This is a genomic window from Streptomyces violens, assembly GCF_000717745.1.
Lineage (GTDB): Bacteria > Actinomycetota > Actinomycetes > Streptomycetales > Streptomycetaceae > Streptomyces > Streptomyces violens.
Map to the genome: position 1 here is coordinate 153,140 of NZ_JOBH01000016.1, position 18,339 is coordinate 171,478.

Below are 18,339 nucleotides of genomic sequence, written 5' to 3' on the forward strand. Positions count from 1 at the left end.
CAGGAAGCCAGCAGCCCCCTGCCCCAGCCCCTACACAACCCCCTCCAACGGCCACTCATGCACCGGCCGCCCCTCATGCATCAGTTCGCTGTACCGCCGGGTCATCGCGGCCAGGGCTTCCTCGCGCTCCAGGCCGCCCTGCAGGGCACGATGGAAGGCGGCGGCCTGCCAGGAGGCACCGTTGACGCGGCGCCGGCAGCGGGCCTCGATGACGCCGAGGTAGTGGTCCCGGTCGGCCGGTGCCACGCCCCAGCCGTCCAGTCCGGCGGCGGCCATGGGCAGCAGCTCCTGGAGGACGAGGCGTACGGCGGGGATCTGGGCGATGCCACCGGAGCGGCCGGGGCGTGGCCACTGGAGGGCGGCGTCGATGCCGTAGCGGCAGGCGGTGTCGAAGTTCTCGGCGGCGGCGGCGAACGGCAGCCGGGTCCAGATGGGCCGGGGTTCGTCGGCCAGGGCCCGTACGAGGCCGTAGTAGAAGGCGGTGTTGGCGATGACGTCGGTGACGGTGGGGCCGGCCGGCAGCACGCGATTCTCGACACGGAGGTGGGGGACGCCTTCGGCGACGGCGTAGACGGGGCGGTTCCAGCGGTAGACCGTGCCGTTGTGCAGGACCAGTTCGGAGAGTTCCGGCACGCCCCCCTTCTCCAGTACGGCGAGCGGATCCTCCTCGCCGCACATCGGGAGCAGCGGGGGAAAGTAGCGAACGTTCTCTTCGAAGAGGTCGTGTGCAGATTCGATCCAGCGTTCACCGAACCAGGTGCGCGGGCGGACGCCCTGGGTCTGGAGTTCGGGCGGGCGGGTGTCGGTGGACTGCTGGAAGACGGGGGGCCGGGACTCGCGCCACAGTTCGCGGCCGAAGAGGAAGGGCGAGTTGGCGCCGATGGCGACCTGTACGGCGGTGAGTGCCTGGGCGGCGTTCCATACGGCGGCGAAGCGGTTCGGGGTGACCTGGAGGTGCAGTTGTACGGAGGTGCAGGCGGCTTCGGGGGCGATGGAGGGTGAGGTGGCGGTGAGCCGCTCCACCCCTTCGATGTCGATCTCGAAGTCTTCGCCGCGTGCGGCGCGCATCTCGTTGTTGAGGAGCGTGTAGCGGTCGGCCTCGGAGAGGTTCGAGGAGACCAGGTCCTCAGCGGTGAGCGTGGGCAGAATGCCGATCATCACGATACGGGCGGCGACCTCGCGGGCCTTGCGGTCGGCGTAGGCGAGGCCGGTGCGCAGTTCTTCGGCGAGCTGGTCCAGCACGCGCCCGGAGAGGCGGTGCGGCAGGATATTGACTTCAAGATTGAACTGGGCGAGCTCGGTCTGGAAATCCCTGCTGGCGATGCGTTCCAGCACCTCGGAGTTCATCATCCTGGGCATGCCGTCGGCGCTGGCAAGATTCAATTCTATCTCTATGCCCATGAGGTTCTTCGGGCGGTCGAAGCGCTTCTCGTCCAGTAGCCTCGTCAAACCCTCCAGGCACTCGCCCAGTCTTCTTCGATAACGCTGCCGGTCGTCGTGCTCAATTCCACCGGCCGTGACCTTCTCCCCCATCGAAGCGTCCCTCCTGACGTGGCCGGCCCGCGGCCGCGGGCCCGTGCGGTCGATGATGCCCGGCAATCGGTTCGATAACGCCTCGGGGAGCCGGGTGCCCCCGATAGGCTGGGGAGCGCGAGCCGAATGGCACATTCCGAGGGCATACCGAGGGGGCTCGGGCCCCGCGCATTGGCCCTGTTCCAAAGCACGATGACATCAGGCCGACCGCGTCGCCGGGGTAATCCGAGGTCCGCGGACCAGCGGGGTGCATAATTGCATCGAAAACACCGTGGAGAACGGGCCGTAATACGACTTGCCAAAAATCTCCGTGAGCGGTAGTCGAAACAAGCACTGAACACCTGTCGTATAAACTTCGTGGACGAGGCAGAGAGTTGGCGCCCAGCTAGCGGGGCATTTCCGAGGCTGAGGCACAGCGGCTGACACCCCCGCCGGGCCATGGCCCCGGTCGGCCACGCTCTGCTCCCGTCTGCTGACAGCGCCGTCCGCACTTGCCCAGCACCACCGTGTCTCCCAAGTGAGAGGCGACCCACCATGCCGCTGCATGTACCCCCTGCTCCCGCTCCCGCCCTGCGCAGCGTCCTCACCGCCCTCGGTTCTCCTACCGCCGTACGTGAGGCTCCGACCCCCGCCCTCCGTGTCCACCAGGGGCCCCTGCGTCCCGAACGCCCCCTGCCCGTCCATGTACTCGACGACGTCTCCCGTCGCGGCACCCCGCGTACCCGCCTGACCGGCTGGCGATTCCTCATCCGCGGCGGTGAGCATGCGCTGGCCACGGCGGACGCCATGCTCACGCCGGACGGCTGGGCGTTCTCGCACTTCGGCGAGGGTCCGTATGTGTCCGCGATCGAACGGGCCCTGCACCAGGCCGAATCCGTGCCCACCGCGTACCAGCCACGGCTGCTCTCCGTACCGGAGCTGTACATGCTCACGCTGTGGCTGCACGAGGACGTCACGGCGGACGGTGCCGAAGGGTGCCCGGCGGCGGGGGATCTGCTGGTCCCACTCGCCCCGGCTCCCCCCGGCATCGCCGCCCACCGGCCGCACCGTGTCGCCGAGCTCCTGTCCCGTCTCACGCTCCGCCTCACGCCCGCGTCCCTTCTGGGCTCGCCGGCCTGAGGTCCCGGGACGCGGCGTCCCTCGAAGCGCCGTGTGCCGGATCGGTTCCGATTCACCGGAGTGCGCCCCGCGGTTCTCCTCGCCGCGGGGCGCACTGCTGTCCGGCCGCTCCCCCCGAACGTCCGGTGCTCCCTCGAACGCACCGTTCCGCCGGGTGACTAGCCCACAATGACCAGTCAAGACCACCCAGAGGTGCACTACGAGAAGCGGCAACCGCCCGCATGGGTGATGCGTCTTTACCGAGTAAGTACCGCTGCTGCGAAATCCCTGCGGAATCACGTCCGTAGGGCAACACTGGGAGCGAACTACCGAACGGGGGGCGGCCATGAACACCTCATCGAGCCGCAGGAAGACGTCCACCACCACACCGCAGCGAAAGACAGCATCCATGTGCCAGCACCAGCCACCGTGTCCGTCAGCAGAGTCCGCCGACCGGGAGGCCGCCCATCTTGTGGCGCACCACCCGGAGCAGGGCTGGAGCCTGTTGTGCAACGGCGTCCTCCTCTTCGAGGACACCGGTGAGCTCCTGCCGGACGGGCAGGTCATCGACCCGCACCGGCCGATGGGCACCGGGCAGGTCGTCACCGCAGCCTGACGCGGTGAGCGGGAAGAACGAGCAGGGCCCCCGGCGGAGATCGCCGAGGGCCCTTTGACGTGCCGGGACGCTTGCCTGGACTTCAGGAAGAGCGCCGGCCGCCGTCAGCTCAGGAAGCGCGCCGGGCGCCGTCAGCCGTCGTAGTCCTCCAGCGGCGGGCAGGAGCACACGAGGTTGCGGTCGCCGTAGGCGCCGTCGATGCGGCGCACCGGCGGCCAGTACTTGGCCGCGGCGTCCACGCCGGCCGGGTGCACGGCTTCCTCACGGGTGTACGGGTGGTTCCACTCGCCGGTGAGGGAGGCGGCGGTGTGCGGGGCGTTGCGCAGCGGGTTGTCTTCCTTGTCCCACTCCCCCGTGCCGACCTTCTCGATCTCCGCGCGGATGGCGATCATCGCGTCGCAGAAACGGTCCAGTTCGGCGAGGTCCTCACTCTCGGTCGGCTCGATCATGAGCGTGCCGGCCACGGGGAAGGACATCGTCGGCGCGTGGAAGCCGTAGTCGATCAGGCGCTTGGCGACGTCGTCGATGCTGACGCCGGTGGCCTTGGTCAGCGGCCGTACGTCGATGATGCACTCGTGCGCGACAAGACCGCCGGGGCCCGTGTACAGCACCGGATAGTGCGGCTCCAGGCGCTTGGCGATGTAGTTGGCGGAGAGCACCGCGACCTGCGTGGCGCGCTTGAGGCCCTCGCCGCCCATGAGCCGGACGTACGCCCAGGAGATCGGCAGGATGCCGGCCGAGCCCCAGGGCGCGGCGGAGATCGGGCCGACGCCGGTCTCGGGACCCGCGGTGGGCTGCAGCGGGTGGTTGGGAAGGTACGGCGCGAGGTGCGCGCGCACGCCCACCGGGCCGACGCCCGGACCGCCGCCGCCGTGCGGGATGCAGAAGGTCTTGTGCAGGTTCAGGTGCGAGACGTCGCCGCCGAACTTGCCCGGCTCGGCGACGCCGACCAGCGCGTTCAGGTTGGCGCCGTCGACGTAGACCTGACCGCCCGCGTCGTGCACGGCCGCGCAGATCTGGGTGATGTGCTCCTCGAACACGCCGTGCGTGGACGGGTAGGTCACCATCAGGACGGCCAGCTCGTCGCGGTACTGCTCGATCTTGGCGTGCAGGTCGTCCGCGTCGACCTCGCCGTCCTCGCCGGTCTTGACGACGACGACCTTCATGCCGGCCATCACGGCGCTGGCGGCGTTGGTGCCGTGCGCGGAGGACGGGATGAGGCAGACGGTGCGCTGCTCGTCGCCGTTGGCGCGGTGGTACGCGCGGACCGCCAGCAGGCCCGCGAGCTCGCCCTGCGAACCGGCGTTGGGCTGCAGGGAGACCTTGTCGTAGCCGGTGACGACGGCGAGGCGCTCCTCCAGCTCCTGGATGAGGGTGAGGTACCCCTGGGCCTGGTCGACCGGCGCGAAGGGGTGCAGCTGGCCGAACTGCGGCCAGGTCACCGGCTCCATCTCGGTGGTCGCGTTCAGCTTCATCGTGCAGGAGCCGAGCGGGATCATGCCGCGGTCCAGCGCGTAGTCGCGGTCGGCGAGGGTGCGCAGGTAGCGCAGCATCGCGGTCTCGGAGCGGTACTGGTGGAAGACCGGGTGGGCGAGGTAGTCGTCGCTGCGCAACAGGGACTCGGGCAGCGCGTCGGCGGCAGCCGCGTCCAGCTGATCGATGTCGCCCTGGACGCCGAAGGCGCCGAACACGGCGGTGAGCTGGGCGCGCCCGGTGGTCTCGTCGCAGGCGATGCCGATCAGGTCGGCGTCGACCTGGCGGAGATTGACGCCGGCCTCGCGGGCGGCGGCGACGATCTCGGCGGCGCGGCCGGGGACCCGCGCGGTGAGGGTGTCGAAGTACGTGCCGTGCACGACGTCGATGCCGCCGGCGCGCAGGCCCTCGGCGAGGACGGTGGCGTAACGGTGCGTGCGGCGGGCGATGGCGGCCAGGCCCTCGGGGCCGTGGTACACGGCGTACATGCCGGCCATGACGGCGAGAAGGACCTGCGCGGTGCAGATGTTGCTGGTGGCCTTCTCACGGCGGATGTGCTGCTCGCGGGTCTGCAGAGCCAGGCGGTACGCCTTGTTGCCGTCGGCGTCGACGGAGACGCCGACCAGGCGGCCGGGGAGGCTGCGGGCGAACTTCTCGCGGACGGCCATGAAGCCGGCGTGCGGGCCGCCGAAGCCCATCGGCACACCGAAGCGCTGCGTCGTGCCGACCGCGATGTCGGCGCCGAGCTCACCGGGCGAGGTGAGCAGGGTCAGCGCGAGCAGGTCGGCGGCGACGGTCACGATCGCGCCAAGTTCGTGAGCCTGTTCGATGAGCGCGCGGGGGTCGCGGACCGCGCCGGAGGCGCCGGGGTACTGCAGCAGCACACCGAAGACGCCGCGCTCGGCGATCTCGGCGGGGATGCCCTCACTCAGGTCGGCGACGACGACCTCGACGCCGGTGGGCTCGGCGCGGGTCTCTATGACGGCGACGGTCTGCGGCAGGCAGTCGGCGTCGACGAGGAAGACGCCCTTCTTGACCTTGCCGACGCGGCGGGCGAGCGCCATGGCCTCGGCGGCCGCGGTGCCCTCGTCCAGCAGCGAGGCGCCCGAGGTGGGCAGTCCGGTGAGGTCGGCGACCATGGTCTGGAAGTTCAGCAGGGCTTCGAGCCGGCCCTGCGAGATCTCCGGCTGGTACGGGGTGTACGCGGTGTACCAGGCCGGGTTCTCCATGACGTTGCGCAGGATGACCGGCGGCGTGAACGTGCCGTAGTAACCCAGGCCGATCATGGAGGAGAGCACGCGGTTGCGGTCCGCGAGGCCCCGCAGCTCGTCCAGGACCTCCGCTTCGGTGCGGCCCTGGGGCAGGTCCAGCGCCTCGGCGCTCTTGATCACGTCGGGGACGGCGGCCGCGGTCAGTTCGTCCAGCGAGCCGAAGCCGATGTGCGCGAGCATCTTCGCCTGGGCCGCCTGGTCGGGGCCGATGTGGCGCTGCTCGAAGGGGGTGCCGCGCTCCAGCTCGGTCAACGAGATGCGGTTGGTGGTCATCTGCGGGGGCCTCCTGGTCTCTGGGACCTACGAGGGGCACCACGGCGCTGGTGCCCGGACGGCCTCCCCCTCTGTCATCTCAACCTGAGAGCTTCACCGGAACGCACGCAGCGTCCGGTTTTCACCGTCGGTGAGGAGGGGCTCCGGTACTGCGCTGGTCCGTGGCCCGCCCTGCTTTCCAGAGTGATCTCGTCCGCGCGGTACGTGTGCCTGAGAGATTCCGGGGAGGAGTTGCTCCTTCGGCGCCTCCGGCCCGGGGGTCGGAGAGCTCTCCCGCACGGGGTCATCGATCGCTGACCAGCCTACCAGCGCGACTGCTCGGCATCCCTCGAGTGGCCAGGGCGGTAAATGTGCCGTTTCGTAGGGTGCAGAGGGCAGTTCCAGCAGGTAGGAGGAACAGTGCAGACCGACATCGATCCCCGCAGTCTGATCGGCCGCAAGGCGTTCGACCGGCACGGCACCAAGATCGGCACCGTCGACGAGGTGTACCTGGACGACGCGACCGGCGAGCCGGAGTGGGCGGCGGTCCGTACGGGGCTCTTCAGCCGGGACGCGTTCGTGCCGCTGGAGCCGAGCCGGCTGGTCGACGACGCGCTGCACGTGCCGTACGAGCGGAAGCTGATCAAGGACGCGCCGGACTTCGGGGTGGGCCGCCACCTCTCACCGGAGCAGGAACTGCAGCTCTACCACCACTACCGGCTGGATATCTCCGCCACGGACGCGGAGCTCGCCGGGGAGGACGCGGTCGGCCGCCCGGCCGCCGGGTCCGCCGACCGGGAGTTCGGACGGATAGCGGGCTCGTCGGAGGACTGAGCGGCAGGCGGGAACGACTCCGCGGCCGTCGGGGCTGCCGGAGCTGTCGGCGAGGGCGGATCCGCGGCCATCGGCCGGAGCGGATCCGACGTTATGGGCGGGTGCGCGCCCTCATCGGCCACCGGCGGAACGTCCGGACCGCCGCCCACCAGAGGCAGCGCCTCCCCCGGCGACAGCGCCGGATCGTCCACCAGGAACGTCCGTACCCGTCCGGGAGCGGACCAGGGCTGTTCGAACCGTACGGTGACCCGCCCCAGGCCGCTTCCCTGGACCCATCCGGGGCCGTACTCGGCATGGACCACGTCCAGGCCCGGCAGCCACTTCCTGGGCCGCTCAGCGGCCTCCTCAGCCTCTTCTCCCCCACTGTTCGCTGCCGCCCCGTCCACCGCCCTGGCCTCCTCGACGAGCCGGGCCTCCTCGGCCGCCCGCTCCGTCGCCACCTGCGCGAAGAGGTCCTCCTGCGTGAAGTCGGCGAGGCCGGTCACCCCCACGCCGAGCAGCCGCACCCCGCCCGTCGTGTCGATCAGATCCAGCAGCCGCCCCGCCGCCTCCCGCACCACCGCGGGGTCGTCCGTCGGCCCGCGCTGCGTCTCGGACCGGGTCAGCGTGGAGAAGTCGTAGTTGCGCACCTTCAGCACGACCGTACGGCCCGAGCGTCCGGCCGCGCGCAGCCGCTGCACGCACCGGTCCGCCAGCCGCATCACCTCGGCGCGCACCCTCGTACGGTCGGTGAGGTCCACCTCGAAGGTGTCCTCGACGGAGACCGACTTGGCGTCCCGCTCCGCGACCACGGGCCGGTCGTCCCGGCCGAGCGCCATCGCGTACAGCCCCGTGCCGTGCGCCCGCCCCAGCAGCCGCACCAGCTCCGCCTCGCCGGCCTCGGCAGTCTCCGCGACCGTGTGGATCCCGGCCTTGCGCAGCGCCTCGGCCGTGGCCGGGCCGACGCCCGGCAGCGTCCGCACGGTCATCGGCCCGAGCAGCTCGCGCTCGGTGCCCGGCTCGATCAGCACCAGGCCGTCCGGCTTCGCCTGCTCGGACGCGATCTTCGCGAGCATCTTGGCGCCCGCGAGGCCCACCGAGCCGGTCAGTCCCGTGACCGCCAGGATGTCGCGGCGCAGCTGTTCACCCACCGCACGGGCCGATGCCGCGTCGTCGGCGACGCCGCCGGCCTCCAGGTCCACGAACGCCTCGTCCAGGCTCAGCGGCTCCACCAGGGGCGACAGCTCGTGCAGCAGCGCCATCACCTTTTCGCTCACCTGGCGGTACACGTGGAAGCGGGGCGTGAGGTAGGCGGCGTTGGGGCAGAGCCGGCGGGCCTGGGCAGTGGGCATGGCCGAGCGGACGCCGAAGACGCGGGCCTCGTACGACGCGGTGGAGACGACGCCGCGCCCGCCGATGCCGCCCACCACCACGGGCTTCCCGCGCAGGCTGGGCTTGGCCGCCTGCTCGGCGGCCGCGAAGAACGCATCCATGTCCAGATGCAGAATCGTCGGCGCACGTCTCACGTCACTGATGGTGCCGTACGCCACTGACAATCGGCCGCTCGGCGGGCCGGAAGCGCGGCCGGGAGAGCTCTGCACGAGCCGTACAGCGGCTTCCGTGCCCCGCGTCGTACCGTGCGCCCGCACGGCCTCCGTACCGCGCGTCCGCCCCCGTGTCGTACCGCCCGGGCGCTCTAGACCGCCCGGTTCCTCCGGCGGGCCAGCTCGTCGTGGGGGTTGTGGCCGACGAGGGTCTCCCCGGTGTCCACGCGCTCTCCGTGGAGCTGCGACAGTCCGGCCTCCACATCCCGCCAGACCACGCCGACGGCGATACCGAAGAGCCCTGACCACCCTGGAGCAGATCGACGACCTCGTCGGGCGACGTGCACTCGTACACCGTCGCGCCATCGCTCATCAGCGTCATCTGGGCCAGATCGGGCAGTTCACGGGAGGCGAGGTGCTGCACGGCCGTACGGATGTTCTGCAGCGAGACGCCGGTGTCCAGCAGCCGCTTGACGATCTTCAGGACGACGACGTCCCGGAAGCTGTAGAGCCGCTGGGTGCCCGAGCCGTACGCCGGCCGCACGCTGGGCTCGACCAGTCCCGTACGCGCCCAGTAGTCCAGCTGCCGGTAAGTGATCCCCGCGGCGGCGCATGCCGTCGGGCCTCGGTATCCGACCGTCTCGCCGACCGGGTCCGCCGGCTTCCCGGCGGCCTGAGCCGGGGCACGGTTTACCGGGGCACGATTCGCCGCGCCAGTGTGAAGCGGCAATGCCCCTCCCGCCGCCGTACCGTCGCCGGTGATTGCCACGCCGACCTCCGTCCTTCACGTCCCGGACGGGACCTGCCTTATCGACGGTATGCAGTCACTCGGGGTGCGTCAACGATCGCCGCGCTCGCCACGCCGAGTGATAATCACCCTACGAGTGGTTTCACGTGACTTTATGCGGGGAATGTCTGGTGGGTTGTGCGCCGGGTGTGCTGCCGTGCGCCCCGCTCGCTCCCTTACGGCGCGGCGCCCGCTGCGGCCCTACTGGCTGTTGGTGCCGAAGTCCTCGGGCGAGATCTGATCGAGGAACTCGCGGAACTTCTCCACCTCGTCCTCCTGCTCATCCGGGATCGCGATGCCGGCATCGTCCAGCACCCCGTCGGTCCCGTAGATCGGCGTACCCGTGCGCAGCGCCAGCGCTATGGCGTCGGACGGGCGGGCGCTGACCTCCACACCGCTGGCGAAGACCAGCTCGGCGTAGAAGACACCTTCCCGCAGGTCCGTGATGCGCACCTGGGACAGCTCCTGGCCCACCGCCTCCAGCACGTCCTTGAACAGGTCGTGCGTCAGCGGCCTGGCAGGGGCCATGCCCTGCTGGGCGAAGGCGATGGCGGTCGCCTCGCCGGGCCCGATCCAAATGGGCAGGTAGCGGTCGCCTCCCACCTCGCGCAACAGCACGATCGGTTGGTTGGAAGGCATTTCTACCCGGACACCCACGACGTCGAGCTCGTTCACACAGCAACCCTAGGACGTGCCCGGCCGGTTTGGGTAGTCGGGCACCCCCTCGGCGGGGGTGACCGTACCCAAGGTCACGGCAGCCGGACGTGGAGAGCGGCCTGGACCAAGGCCGCATGAAGTCGTACGGAGAGCGTGGCCAGCTCCCTGGCCGTGGCTTCCGCATGGGCCCTGGTCTGCGGGTTGCGATGCCGCTTCAGCGGCGCCACGACCTGCTCGATCAGGCCCGCCTCGCGCTCCGCAGCGGCCTTCACCGCCCGCAGATGACGCGCTTCCAGGCCGAAGCGGCCCAGCTCGGCGACGAGCTTGGCGACCGCGACGGCTTCGATGCCGTACCCGCCGTCGGACGCCGGGGCGAGCAGACCGTACGCCTCCCAGTCCGCGAGCTCGGACTCGTCCACCTCAGTGGCGGCCAACAGCTCGTCGCGGCCGATCCGGGCGGCCGTCGGATGCTCACCGGACGGCTCCTGTACACCGTCCAGGAACTCCCTGGGCGGCGAGGCGGGTGCCGGGAGCTGCACGTCCTCACCGCGCGCCACGGCGTCCAGGTGCTCACGGATGACCTTCAGCGGCAGGTAGTGGTCGCGCTGCATCCGCAGCACGCCCGCCAGCCGCTCGACGTCCTCCGTGCTGAACTTGCGGTACCCGGACGGCGTACGCTGCGGCTCGACCAGGCCCTCGGACTCCAGGAAACGGATCTTGGAGATCGTGACCTCGGGGAATTCGTCGCGCAGCAGATTGAGCACCGTACCGATGCTCACCAGCTCGCCGCCCGCGGCGGCGGTGCCGGAGGAACCGGCACCGCCGGACGGTGTGTGGTGCATGTGCCTTCCCTGGCAGGTCAGATGCCGACGCCCCGCTGGCTCGCGTAGAAGACCAGGCGGAACTTGCCGATCTGCACCTCGTCGCCGTTCGCCAGCGGAACGGAGTCGATCCGCTCGCGGTTGACGTAGGTGCCGTTCAGGCTGCCGACGTCGGTGACGGTGAAGCCGCCGTCCTGGCCGCGGCGGAACTCCACATGGCTGCGGGAGACCGTCACGTCGTCCAGGAAGATGTCACTCTGCGGATGGCGGCCGGCCGTGGTCAGCTCACCGTCCAGCAGGAAGCGGCTGCCGGAATTGGGGCCCCGGCGCACGACGAGGAGCGCGGAGCCGAGCGGCAGCGCGTCCACGGCGGCCTGGGCCTCGGGGGACAGCGAAGGCATCGGGGTCTGCCCCGTCGTCTCCGCGTCGTACGCCTCGATACCCGAGATGGAGATGGTCGAGGTCGTCTCAGAGGGACGCTCGGCCTGCCCACCGGCGCGCAGCGGCGCGCCGCAGTTGGAGCAGAACCGGCTCGCCTCGGCATTGCGGTGCCCGCACCTCGTACAAACCGGCAAGGCGGACCCTCCACCCGTAGCGGCTGATGGTTCCTGGAAACCTATGGGGCCGGACGCGGCAGGGTCAACAGAACCGGGCTGCTGACCACCGGAAGTACCACCGGCCGGGCCGGCCACCTCGTCACGGAAGAGCGGGCGCTCCTCATTGGACGCCGGCTCACCTGACTGCCGTGGCGCGGCGTGCCGCGCAGAGGCGTTGCCGCCGTCCTTGCGGTCACTCTTGCCGAACAGCTTCGCAAAAAAACTCACGGGCGATTCCCCTTGAACGAAACAGACCCGCCCGTGGGGCAGGACGAACCCTCGATGCACACACCGGCCGATCCGGACATCCATTCAACGTCCGGGGCCTTCACACAGTTTCCACCACGCACCACTTGTGCGGTGCGCCGACCCCCGGCTACCTCATGCCCCGTCGCACGCCTCGCCATACGTTCCCGCCTCACTGCGACGACGACCGCGCGTAGTCGGGCCGTTCCGCCTTGCGCAAGGCGTCCACGACAATCTTGTCCTGACGGGTCACAGACACCGTGGCCTGCTCCTTCTCCAATGTCTGAACCACTCCGCCGGGGATGTTCAGGGCCGGCTCCAGGTCCTCGGGCTTGCCGATGACCTTGAAACGGAACGGCTGCACGACCCGCTTCCCGTCGATCTCCACACCGCCCCGCACGTCCGAGACGTAGGTGTTCGCCACGACACGGACGTCGTTGACCTGAATGGCCTCCGCGCCGGCCGCGCGCAGCTCCTGGATCGTGTCCAGAAGCTTGTCCGCCTCGACGGAGCGCGACGGGTCGTCGATCGTGAGCGCGATGCCGGGCCCCTCGGCCGCCACCGTACCGGCCAGCACCCCGAGCTGCTGTTCTTTTTCCACCGTCTGCTTACGGGCCTCCTCGGCCTGGTCCGAGCTGTTCTCCAGCTCGGTCTTCTGGCCTTCCAACCGCCGTTGCTCGTCCTCCAGGCGCTGCGAGCGGTCATCGAGCTCGTCAAGGATGCGCACCAGGTCCTCCTGGCGCGCTCCGCGCAGCGCACTGCTGTCACTGGTGGAACGTACCTGAATAGCAAGCCCCAGCCCGAGAATGAACAGCAGTACGGCGGCAATCAATTGAGCCCGGTTCAGTCGCGGCGGCCACAGACCCGCTTTCAGCCGCTCCCGACCCGTGAGCTGGGGCTCGCCTTCGGGACCCGGCCGCGCCGCGGACGGCTGACCGGATGCGGCAGCCTGCCCGGGCCCTACCGGGCCGCGCTGCTCCGCCCCCGATGCCGCGGCGGCCGCGGGACGGTCACCCTGAGGCGCTGCCGACGCGCCACCAGGACGGCCGTGCTGCGCCCCCTGAGGAGGCCCGCCGGCACCCTGCCGCTCGGGCGGCATGGGCAGCCGCCCAGCGGACCCGGGACGGTCTCCGGGGGCTTGCGGGCGCCGCTGCCCGGGCCCTTGCCCAGGTCCCTGCGCAGGCCCTTGCGGACGCCCCCGTACGGCACCGTGCGCACCATGAGGGCCGGCCTGACCGCCCCCCTGAGGGCGGGCCTGCGGCCCTCCTTGCGGGCGGCCCTGTACCGGGCGCGGCGGACGTCCCTGAGCGGGCCCCTGGGGGCCGCCGCCCCGCCCTTGTACGGGGCGCGGCGGGCGTCCTTGGGTGGGGCCCTGCAGCGGTCCTTGCAGACGTCCGGGGCCGGGACGCTGCGTACGGCCTTCGCCGGGCTCCTCCTTCGGAGCCTGCGCGGCAGCCGCCTGATCGGCAGCCTCGTCCGGCCTGCGTGTCACCGGCTTCTCGGGCGCCTCGGTACGCTCACCCTCCTCGGCCTTACCGGACTTCTCGGGCGCCTTGGGCGTTTCGCGGCGCTCCGGGACATCGTCATCCTTCGGAGTGTCGCTGTCTTCTGACGGATCGCCACTTCCAGGCGTCACGGGACGTTTCTGCGCCGCACCGCCCTCAGCAGGCCCGGTCTCGTCGCGCCCGGCCGTCCGGTCGCCCTCGGGCGACTCGGGGCGCTCCTGCGATTCCTCGCGCCCCTGCGCCTCATCACGCTCGTTGTGCTCGTCGTGCTCGTCGGATGCCATTGGTCTCACGCCCTGAACACGTGCCGGCGAATCGCGGCGGCGTTGGAGAAGATGCGGATGCCGAGCACCACGACCACACCGGTGGAGAGTTGGGCGCCGACGCCCAGCTTGTCCCCGAGGAAGACGATGAGTGCGGCGACAACCACATTGGACAGGAAGGAGACGACAAAGACCTTGTCGTCGAAAATGCCGTCCAGCATCGCCCTCAGACCGCCGAACACGGCGTCCAGCGCCGCGACGACAGCGATCGGCAGGTAGGGCTCGACCACCGTCGGCACCACGGGGCGGACGACAAGTCCGACCACGACTCCCACGATGAGGCCCAGTACGGCGATCACGATGTGCCCTTCCCTGTGTCGGTGCCGCCCGGCTGCGCGGCACCGGTCTTCGGCTGTGCGGTACGTACGATCAAGCTCGGCGCGGGCGGCAGCGTGAGGTCACCCTCGGTGGAAATCCTGGTGCGGACGCCGTAGTTCTGCTGCAGCACATGCAGGTACTGACCGTCGGCGCTGTCCTGGAACGTGGTGCTCAGCCGCTGCCCGTCCCCCACCGCCAGCACCGTATACGGAGGCGCCAGCGGTTTGTTGTCGACCAGTATGGCGTCTCCCGCCGCCCTGATCGCCGAGAGGGACGTGAGGCGCTGCCCATTGACGGAGATGGCCTCGGCGCCGGATTCCCAGAGGCCGTTGACCACCCGTTGCATGTCCCGGTCGCGCACCCGCCCGGTATCGGAGAAGCCGGTGCTCTCACGGGGGCCGCCACCGCCCGTCTCCGCCTCCTTGGCGTCGTCCACGACCAGTTTCACCCCGGGCCCGGTGACCTGCGTGGAGCCGGACAGCAGCGCCAGCAGGTCGGCCCGTTCGCCGTCGCTCTTCTTGAGCGCCCTGCGCTGCATGTCGCCGACGTCCTCACGGAGCGAGTCGACGTGCTGCTGCAGCTTGTCGGCCTTGTCGGTGCCCTGGTCGATCCGGGCGATGAGCTCCTCGCGCTCCTTCGCCAGGGTCGGTGCTGATATCCGCGCCTGCGCTGCACCCACCGTGACGACCACCGCGGCGAGGACCAGCCCGGCCGCCAAGCCCAACTTGGCCCGCAGCGTACGGGGCAGGCCCCCGGCCGTCGCCGCCTTACGGGCCGCCGCTTCGGCGTACCCGTCATCGAGGCTGTGCTCCATGACATTGGTCAGCAGCGACATGGAGGCATCGGGGCGCGGAGCGTATCCGGGGCTGCTCCGTTCGGGGTGCTGCTGCGACATGCCGCACATCGTCGCACGTCGGCGGCGCGGTCACCCAATGGCCCCACCGGCGCGCCGAATCGGACGCGCCGGTGGGGACTCGGGTCAGCGGCCCGCGCTGTCCACTACGGACGCCCACTCGTCAAGGAGCTGCTGCGCGGAGGCGTCGTCCGGGCCCTCCGCCCACAGGTGGGTGACCGCCTCTGCCGGGTCGGGCAGCACCAGCACCCAGCGCCCGTCGGCCTCGACGATCCGCACGCCGTCCGTGGTGTCCACGGAGCGGTCGCCGGCCGCTTCCACCACATGTCGCATGACGAGCCCCTTGACAGCCCAGGGGGTCGCCAGATCGCGCTTGAGGACATGCGCACGCGGGATACGCGCGTCAATCTGGCTCAGCGTGAGCTGCGTACGGGCCACCAGACCGATCAGCCGGACGAACGCGGCCGAGCCGTCGAAGACGCTCGCGAACTCCGGGACGATGAAGCCGCCCCGGCCGTCGCCGCCGAAGATCGTGTCGTCCGCCCTGCCGACCCGGGTCAGGTCGTCGGGCGAAGTGGTCGTCCACTCCACCTGCGTACCGTGGTACGCCGCCACCTGCTCGGCGATACGAGTGGTGGTCACGGGCAGCGCCACTCGCCCGCTGCGCCGCTCGGCGGCCACCAGGTCCAGCATGACCAACAGGGCGCGGTCGTCCTCGATGATCCGCCCCCGCTCGTCAACGAGGGACAGCCGCTCGCCCACCGGGTCGAAACGCACCCCGAAGGCCGCACGCGCCGACGCGACGATCTCGCCGAGCCGTACGAGGCCGGACCGCCGCGCGTCCTCGGTCTCCGTGGGCCGCGACTCGTCGAGACCGGGGTTGATCGTCAGGGAGTCCACCCCGAGGCGGCCCAGCAGGCTGGGCAGCACCAGACCGGCACTGCCGTTCGAAGCGTCCACGACGACCTTGAGGCCGGCCTCCGCGATCCCGGACGTATCCACGGACCGCAGCAGCGAACCCGTATACGAGTCGAAGACGCTGGACGGGAAGTGTAGATCACCGATCTCGCCGGGGAACGCACGACGGTACTCCTGGCGGGCGTACACCCGGTCGAGCTTGCGCTGCCCGCCCTGTGAGAGGTCCGCGCCCCGCTCGTCGAAGAACATGATGTCCACGGAGTCCGGCACGCCCGGCGTCGTGCGGACCATGATTCCGCCGGCACTGCCCCGCGCGGTCTGCTGACGGGCCACCGGCAGCGGCACGTTCTCGAGGTCGCGTACATCGATGGCGCTCGCCTGCAGCGCGGAGATCACCGCACGCTTCAGCGCCCGGGCACCCCGGGAATGGTCCCGCGCCGTGGTGACCGAGGAACCTTTCTTCAGCGTCGTCGCATACGCGCCCGCGAGCCGCACCGCCAGCTCGGGCGTGATCTCCACGTTCAGAATTCCGGAAACGCCGCGGGCGCCGAAAAGATGCGCCTGGCCGCGGGACTCCCAGATCACCGAAGTGTTGACGAACGCGCCCGCTTCGATCGTCTTGAACGGATAGACGCGAACGTTGCCCTGAACAATCGATTCCTCACCGACGAGGCACTCGTCGCCGATGACGGCGCCGTCCTCGATGCGGGCCGCCCGCATCACATCGGTGTTCTTCCCGATGACACAGCCGCGAAGATTGCACTGCTCCCCGATGTACACGTTGTCGTGCACCACAGCCTTGTGCAGGAACGCGCCGCTCTTCACGACGACATTCGAGCCGACGACGGTGTGCTCACGCAGCTCTACGCCCGCCTCGACCTTCGCGTAGTCGCCGATGTAGAGCGGGCCGCGCAATACGGCGTCCGGGTGAACCTCGGCACCCTCGGCCACCCACACACCCGGGGACATCTCGAAGCCGTCGATATCGACATCGACTTTTCCCTCGAGGACGTCGGCCTGGGCCTTTACATAACTCTCGTGCGTACCGACATCCTCCCAGTAGCCCTCGGCGACATAGCCGTAGATCGGCTTGCCCTCCTTCATGAGCTGCGGGAAGACATCGCCGGACCAGTCCACCGGAACGTCCGGTTCGACGTAGTCGAAGACCTCGGGCTCCATGACATAAATGCCCGTGTTCACGGTGTCGGAGAAAACCTGACCCCAGGTCGGCTTCTCCAGGAAACGCTCGACCTGACCGTCCTCGTCGACAATCGTGATACCAAACTCCAGCGGATTCGGGACCCGCGTCAGGCAGACGGTGACGAGGGCGCCCTTCTCCTTGTGGAAACGGATCAGGTCGGTCAGGTCGAAGTCGGTGAGGGCATCGCCCGAGATCACCAGGAAGGCATCGTCCTTGAGCGCCTCCTCGGCGTTCTTGACGCTGCCGGCGGTGCCGAGCGGCTTTTCCTCATTGGCGTAGGTGAGCTCCATGCCGAGCTCTTCACCGTCGCCGAAATAGTTTTTCACCAGCGAGGCCAGGAATTGCACCGTCACTACGGTCTCACTGAGGCCATGCCGTTTCAACAGCCGCAGCACGTGCTCCATGATCGGCCTGTTTGCCACCGGAAGCAGTGGCTTGGGCATGCTCGAAGTCATGGGCCGAAGGCGCGTGCCTTCTCCGCCCGCCATCACAACGGCCTTCATGTCGGAAGCGTCCTCCTCTAAGAGACGACGATCTTGCCGACTTCGCCCGCCAGATGGCCCACTTCTCTCGCGTTGGGCACCCGGCCATCGCACGGCTGCCGGTTCGGCGAGCTCAGTCGGCCGCGGCGTCCGCCTTGATGATGCGGCGGACCTGAACCACGTAGAGGATTCCTGCCCACCAGTAGAGCGTTGTACCCCATCCGGCGAACGCCCATCCGAAAATAGCAGCGAGTGTATGCAGCCAGCCACTTCCGTCACTGAGAAGCAGCAACGGGAACGCATACATCAAGTTGAACGTGGCAGCCTTGCCCAGGAAGTTCACCTGGGGCGGCCCGTACCGGTACCGGGCGAGCCAGCCCACCGCGATCAGCAGCATCAGCTCTCGGGCCAGCAGCGCGATCGTGATCCACAGCGGCAGGATCTCCCGCCAGGTCAGACCGACCAGCGTGGACAGTATGTACAGCCGGTCGGCCGCCGGGTCGAGAATGCGCCCCAGCTTGCTGATCTGATTCCAGCGGCGTGCGAGCTTGCCGTCCAGGTAGTCACTGACGCCGCTCAGAGCCAGCACCAGCAGCGCCCAGCCGTCAGCCTTGGGACCACCGAATTCCGGCCACAGAATCAGCCACAGGAACACGGGCACGCCGACCAGGCGAGCCATGCTCAGAATGTTGGGGATGGTGAGGACGCGATCAGTCTGGATGCGCGTCTCCTGAACCTCCACCCGTGTGCCTCCTGTGGGGAACGTAGCGACGATGCCCCATGACTTTACCTGCCCGGTTCGTCCCCTTGTACCGCGGGCCCCGTATCGGCCGCCGTCAGGCCGGCGGCGAGGCTCCACCATGTCCGGAAACAAACGCCGGCCGGCAGCCGGACACACCGAAAACAAAAAAGCTCCGGCCCCTGAACCTTTTTGGTTCAGGGACCGGAGCTGAAGAATTGTTCGGCGGCGTCCTACTCTCCCACAGGGTCCCCCCTGCAGTACCATCGGCGCTGAAAGGCTTAGCTTCCGGG

Annotated in this window: 13 protein-coding genes, 1 rRNA gene, 2 pseudogenes and 1 riboswitch; of the genes and pseudogenes, 3 read left to right on the forward strand and 13 right to left on the reverse strand. The window is 69.6% G+C overall.

What is annotated here, in order from left to right; all coding sequences use genetic code 11:
• Nucleotides 1-30 precede the first annotated feature (30 nt).
• Nucleotides 31-1,533, reverse strand: coding sequence for a glutamate-cysteine ligase family protein (locus tag IF04_RS0128145; protein ID WP_030263883.1), 1,503 nt, complete (start codon nt 1,531-1,533; stop codon nt 31-33).
• Between the two features lie 534 nt (nt 1,534-2,067).
• On the opposite strand from IF04_RS0128145, the gene IF04_RS0128150 reads away from it, so the two are divergent.
• Both IF04_RS0128150 and IF04_RS0128155 read left to right on the forward strand, forming a co-directional pair.
• The gene (locus IF04_RS0128150) at nt 2,068-2,652 is read left to right on the forward strand and encodes a hypothetical protein (protein WP_030263886.1); all 585 of its coding nucleotides are present in this window, start codon (nt 2,068-2,070) and stop codon (nt 2,650-2,652) included.
• Nucleotides 2,653-3,040: 388 nt separating this feature from the next.
• Nucleotides 3,041-3,247: a DUF5999 family protein gene (locus IF04_RS0128155; RefSeq protein WP_030263889.1), complete on the forward strand. Its 207-nt coding sequence runs from the start codon at nt 3,041-3,043 to the stop codon at nt 3,245-3,247.
• Nucleotides 3,248-3,378: 131 nt separating this feature from the next.
• Here the strand turns inward: IF04_RS0128155 and gcvP are convergent, their stop codons facing one another.
• On the reverse strand, nt 3,379-6,264 hold the full coding sequence (gcvP, locus tag IF04_RS0128160) for an aminomethyl-transferring glycine dehydrogenase (protein WP_030263891.1): 2,886 nt from the start codon (nt 6,262-6,264) through the stop codon (nt 3,379-3,381).
• Nucleotides 6,265-6,452: 188 nt separating this feature from the next.
• Nucleotides 6,453-6,550: riboswitch (glycine riboswitch) on the reverse strand.
• A 62-nt stretch (nt 6,551-6,612) separates the two neighbouring features.
• Here gcvP and IF04_RS39945 point away from each other — a divergent pair.
• Nucleotides 6,613-7,071, forward strand: a pseudogene (locus IF04_RS39945) (PRC-barrel domain-containing protein); the annotation flags it as partial.
• On the opposite strand, the gene IF04_RS0128170 reads toward IF04_RS39945, so the two are convergent.
• The 11 genes and pseudogenes from IF04_RS0128170 to rrf all read right to left on the reverse strand — a co-directional run.
• Complete coding sequence (locus IF04_RS0128170) at nt 6,957-8,582, reverse strand: DNA polymerase IV (RefSeq protein WP_078600895.1); 1,626 nt, start codon at nt 8,580-8,582, stop codon at nt 6,957-6,959. The pseudogene IF04_RS39945 and the gene IF04_RS0128170 overlap by 115 nt on opposite strands.
• Nucleotides 8,583-8,752: 170 nt before the next feature.
• Nucleotides 8,753-9,198 (reverse strand): annotated as a pseudogene (locus IF04_RS36100) (MerR family transcriptional regulator).
• A 390-nt stretch (nt 9,199-9,588) separates the two neighbouring features.
• The gene (locus tag IF04_RS0128180; protein WP_030263902.1) at nt 9,589-10,062 is read right to left on the reverse strand and encodes a bifunctional nuclease family protein; all 474 of its coding nucleotides are present in this window, start codon (nt 10,060-10,062) and stop codon (nt 9,589-9,591) included.
• 74 nt (nt 10,063-10,136) lie between these two features.
• A complete protein-coding gene (gene ftsR, locus IF04_RS0128185) occupies nt 10,137-10,886 on the reverse strand; it encodes a transcriptional regulator FtsR (protein ID WP_030263905.1) in 750 nt (249 codons plus the stop codon).
• Nucleotides 10,887-10,903: 17 nt separating this feature from the next.
• Nucleotides 10,904-11,440: a double zinc ribbon and FHA domain-containing protein gene (locus IF04_RS40155; protein ID WP_030263908.1), complete on the reverse strand. Its 537-nt coding sequence runs from the start codon at nt 11,438-11,440 to the stop codon at nt 10,904-10,906.
• A 439-nt stretch (nt 11,441-11,879) separates the two neighbouring features.
• On the reverse strand, nt 11,880-12,806 hold the full coding sequence (locus IF04_RS0128195) for a DUF881 domain-containing protein (RefSeq protein ID WP_078600891.1): 927 nt from the start codon (nt 12,804-12,806) through the stop codon (nt 11,880-11,882).
• A 695-nt stretch (nt 12,807-13,501) separates the two neighbouring features.
• Nucleotides 13,502-13,834, reverse strand: a complete 333-nt coding sequence (locus tag IF04_RS0128205) for a small basic family protein (protein WP_003984969.1) — start codon at nt 13,832-13,834, stop codon at nt 13,502-13,504.
• Nucleotides 13,831-14,748 carry a DUF881 domain-containing protein gene (locus tag IF04_RS0128210; protein WP_037960976.1) on the reverse strand — a complete coding sequence of 306 codons (918 nt, stop codon included), beginning with the start codon at nt 14,746-14,748 and terminating at the stop codon, nt 13,831-13,833. The genes IF04_RS0128205 and IF04_RS0128210 overlap by 4 nt, the downstream gene beginning before the upstream one ends.
• 84 nt (nt 14,749-14,832) lie before the next feature.
• Complete coding sequence (locus IF04_RS0128215; protein ID WP_030263921.1) at nt 14,833-17,328, reverse strand: mannose-1-phosphate guanyltransferase; 2,496 nt, start codon at nt 17,326-17,328, stop codon at nt 14,833-14,835.
• Between the two features lie 112 nt (nt 17,329-17,440).
• Nucleotides 17,441-18,049, reverse strand: coding sequence for a cardiolipin synthase ClsA (gene clsA, locus IF04_RS0128220; RefSeq protein ID WP_030263923.1), 609 nt, complete (start codon nt 18,047-18,049; stop codon nt 17,441-17,443).
• A 217-nt stretch (nt 18,050-18,266) separates the two neighbouring features.
• A 5S ribosomal RNA gene (gene rrf / locus IF04_RS40430) occupies nt 18,267-18,339 on the reverse strand; the annotation flags it as partial.

Bases quoted from the DNA above. Each gene is read 5' to 3' on its own strand.
- IF04_RS0128145 (WP_030263883.1), bottom strand. From the start codon at position 1,533: ATGGGGGAGAAGGTCACGGCCGGTGGAATTGAGCACGACGACCGGCAG.
- IF04_RS0128150 (WP_030263886.1), top strand. From the start codon at position 2,068: ATGCCGCTGCATGTACCCCCTGCTCCCGCTCCCGCCCTGCGCAGCGTC.
- IF04_RS0128155 (WP_030263889.1), top strand. From the start codon at position 3,041: ATGTGCCAGCACCAGCCACCGTGTCCGTCAGCAGAGTCCGCCGACCGG.
- gcvP (WP_030263891.1), bottom strand. From the start codon at position 6,264: ATGACCACCAACCGCATCTCGTTGACCGAGCTGGAGCGCGGCACCCCC.
- ftsR (WP_030263905.1), bottom strand. From the start codon at position 10,886: ATGCACCACACACCGTCCGGCGGTGCCGGTTCCTCCGGCACCGCCGCC.
- IF04_RS0128195 (WP_078600891.1), bottom strand. From the start codon at position 12,806: ATGCCGCCCGAGCGGCAGGGTGCCGGCGGGCCTCCTCAGGGGGCGCAG.
- IF04_RS0128210 (WP_037960976.1), bottom strand. From the start codon at position 14,748: ATGTCGCAGCAGCACCCCGAACGGAGCAGCCCCGGATACGCTCCGCGC.
- IF04_RS0128215 (WP_030263921.1), bottom strand. From the start codon at position 17,328: ATGAAGGCCGTTGTGATGGCGGGCGGAGAAGGCACGCGCCTTCGGCCC.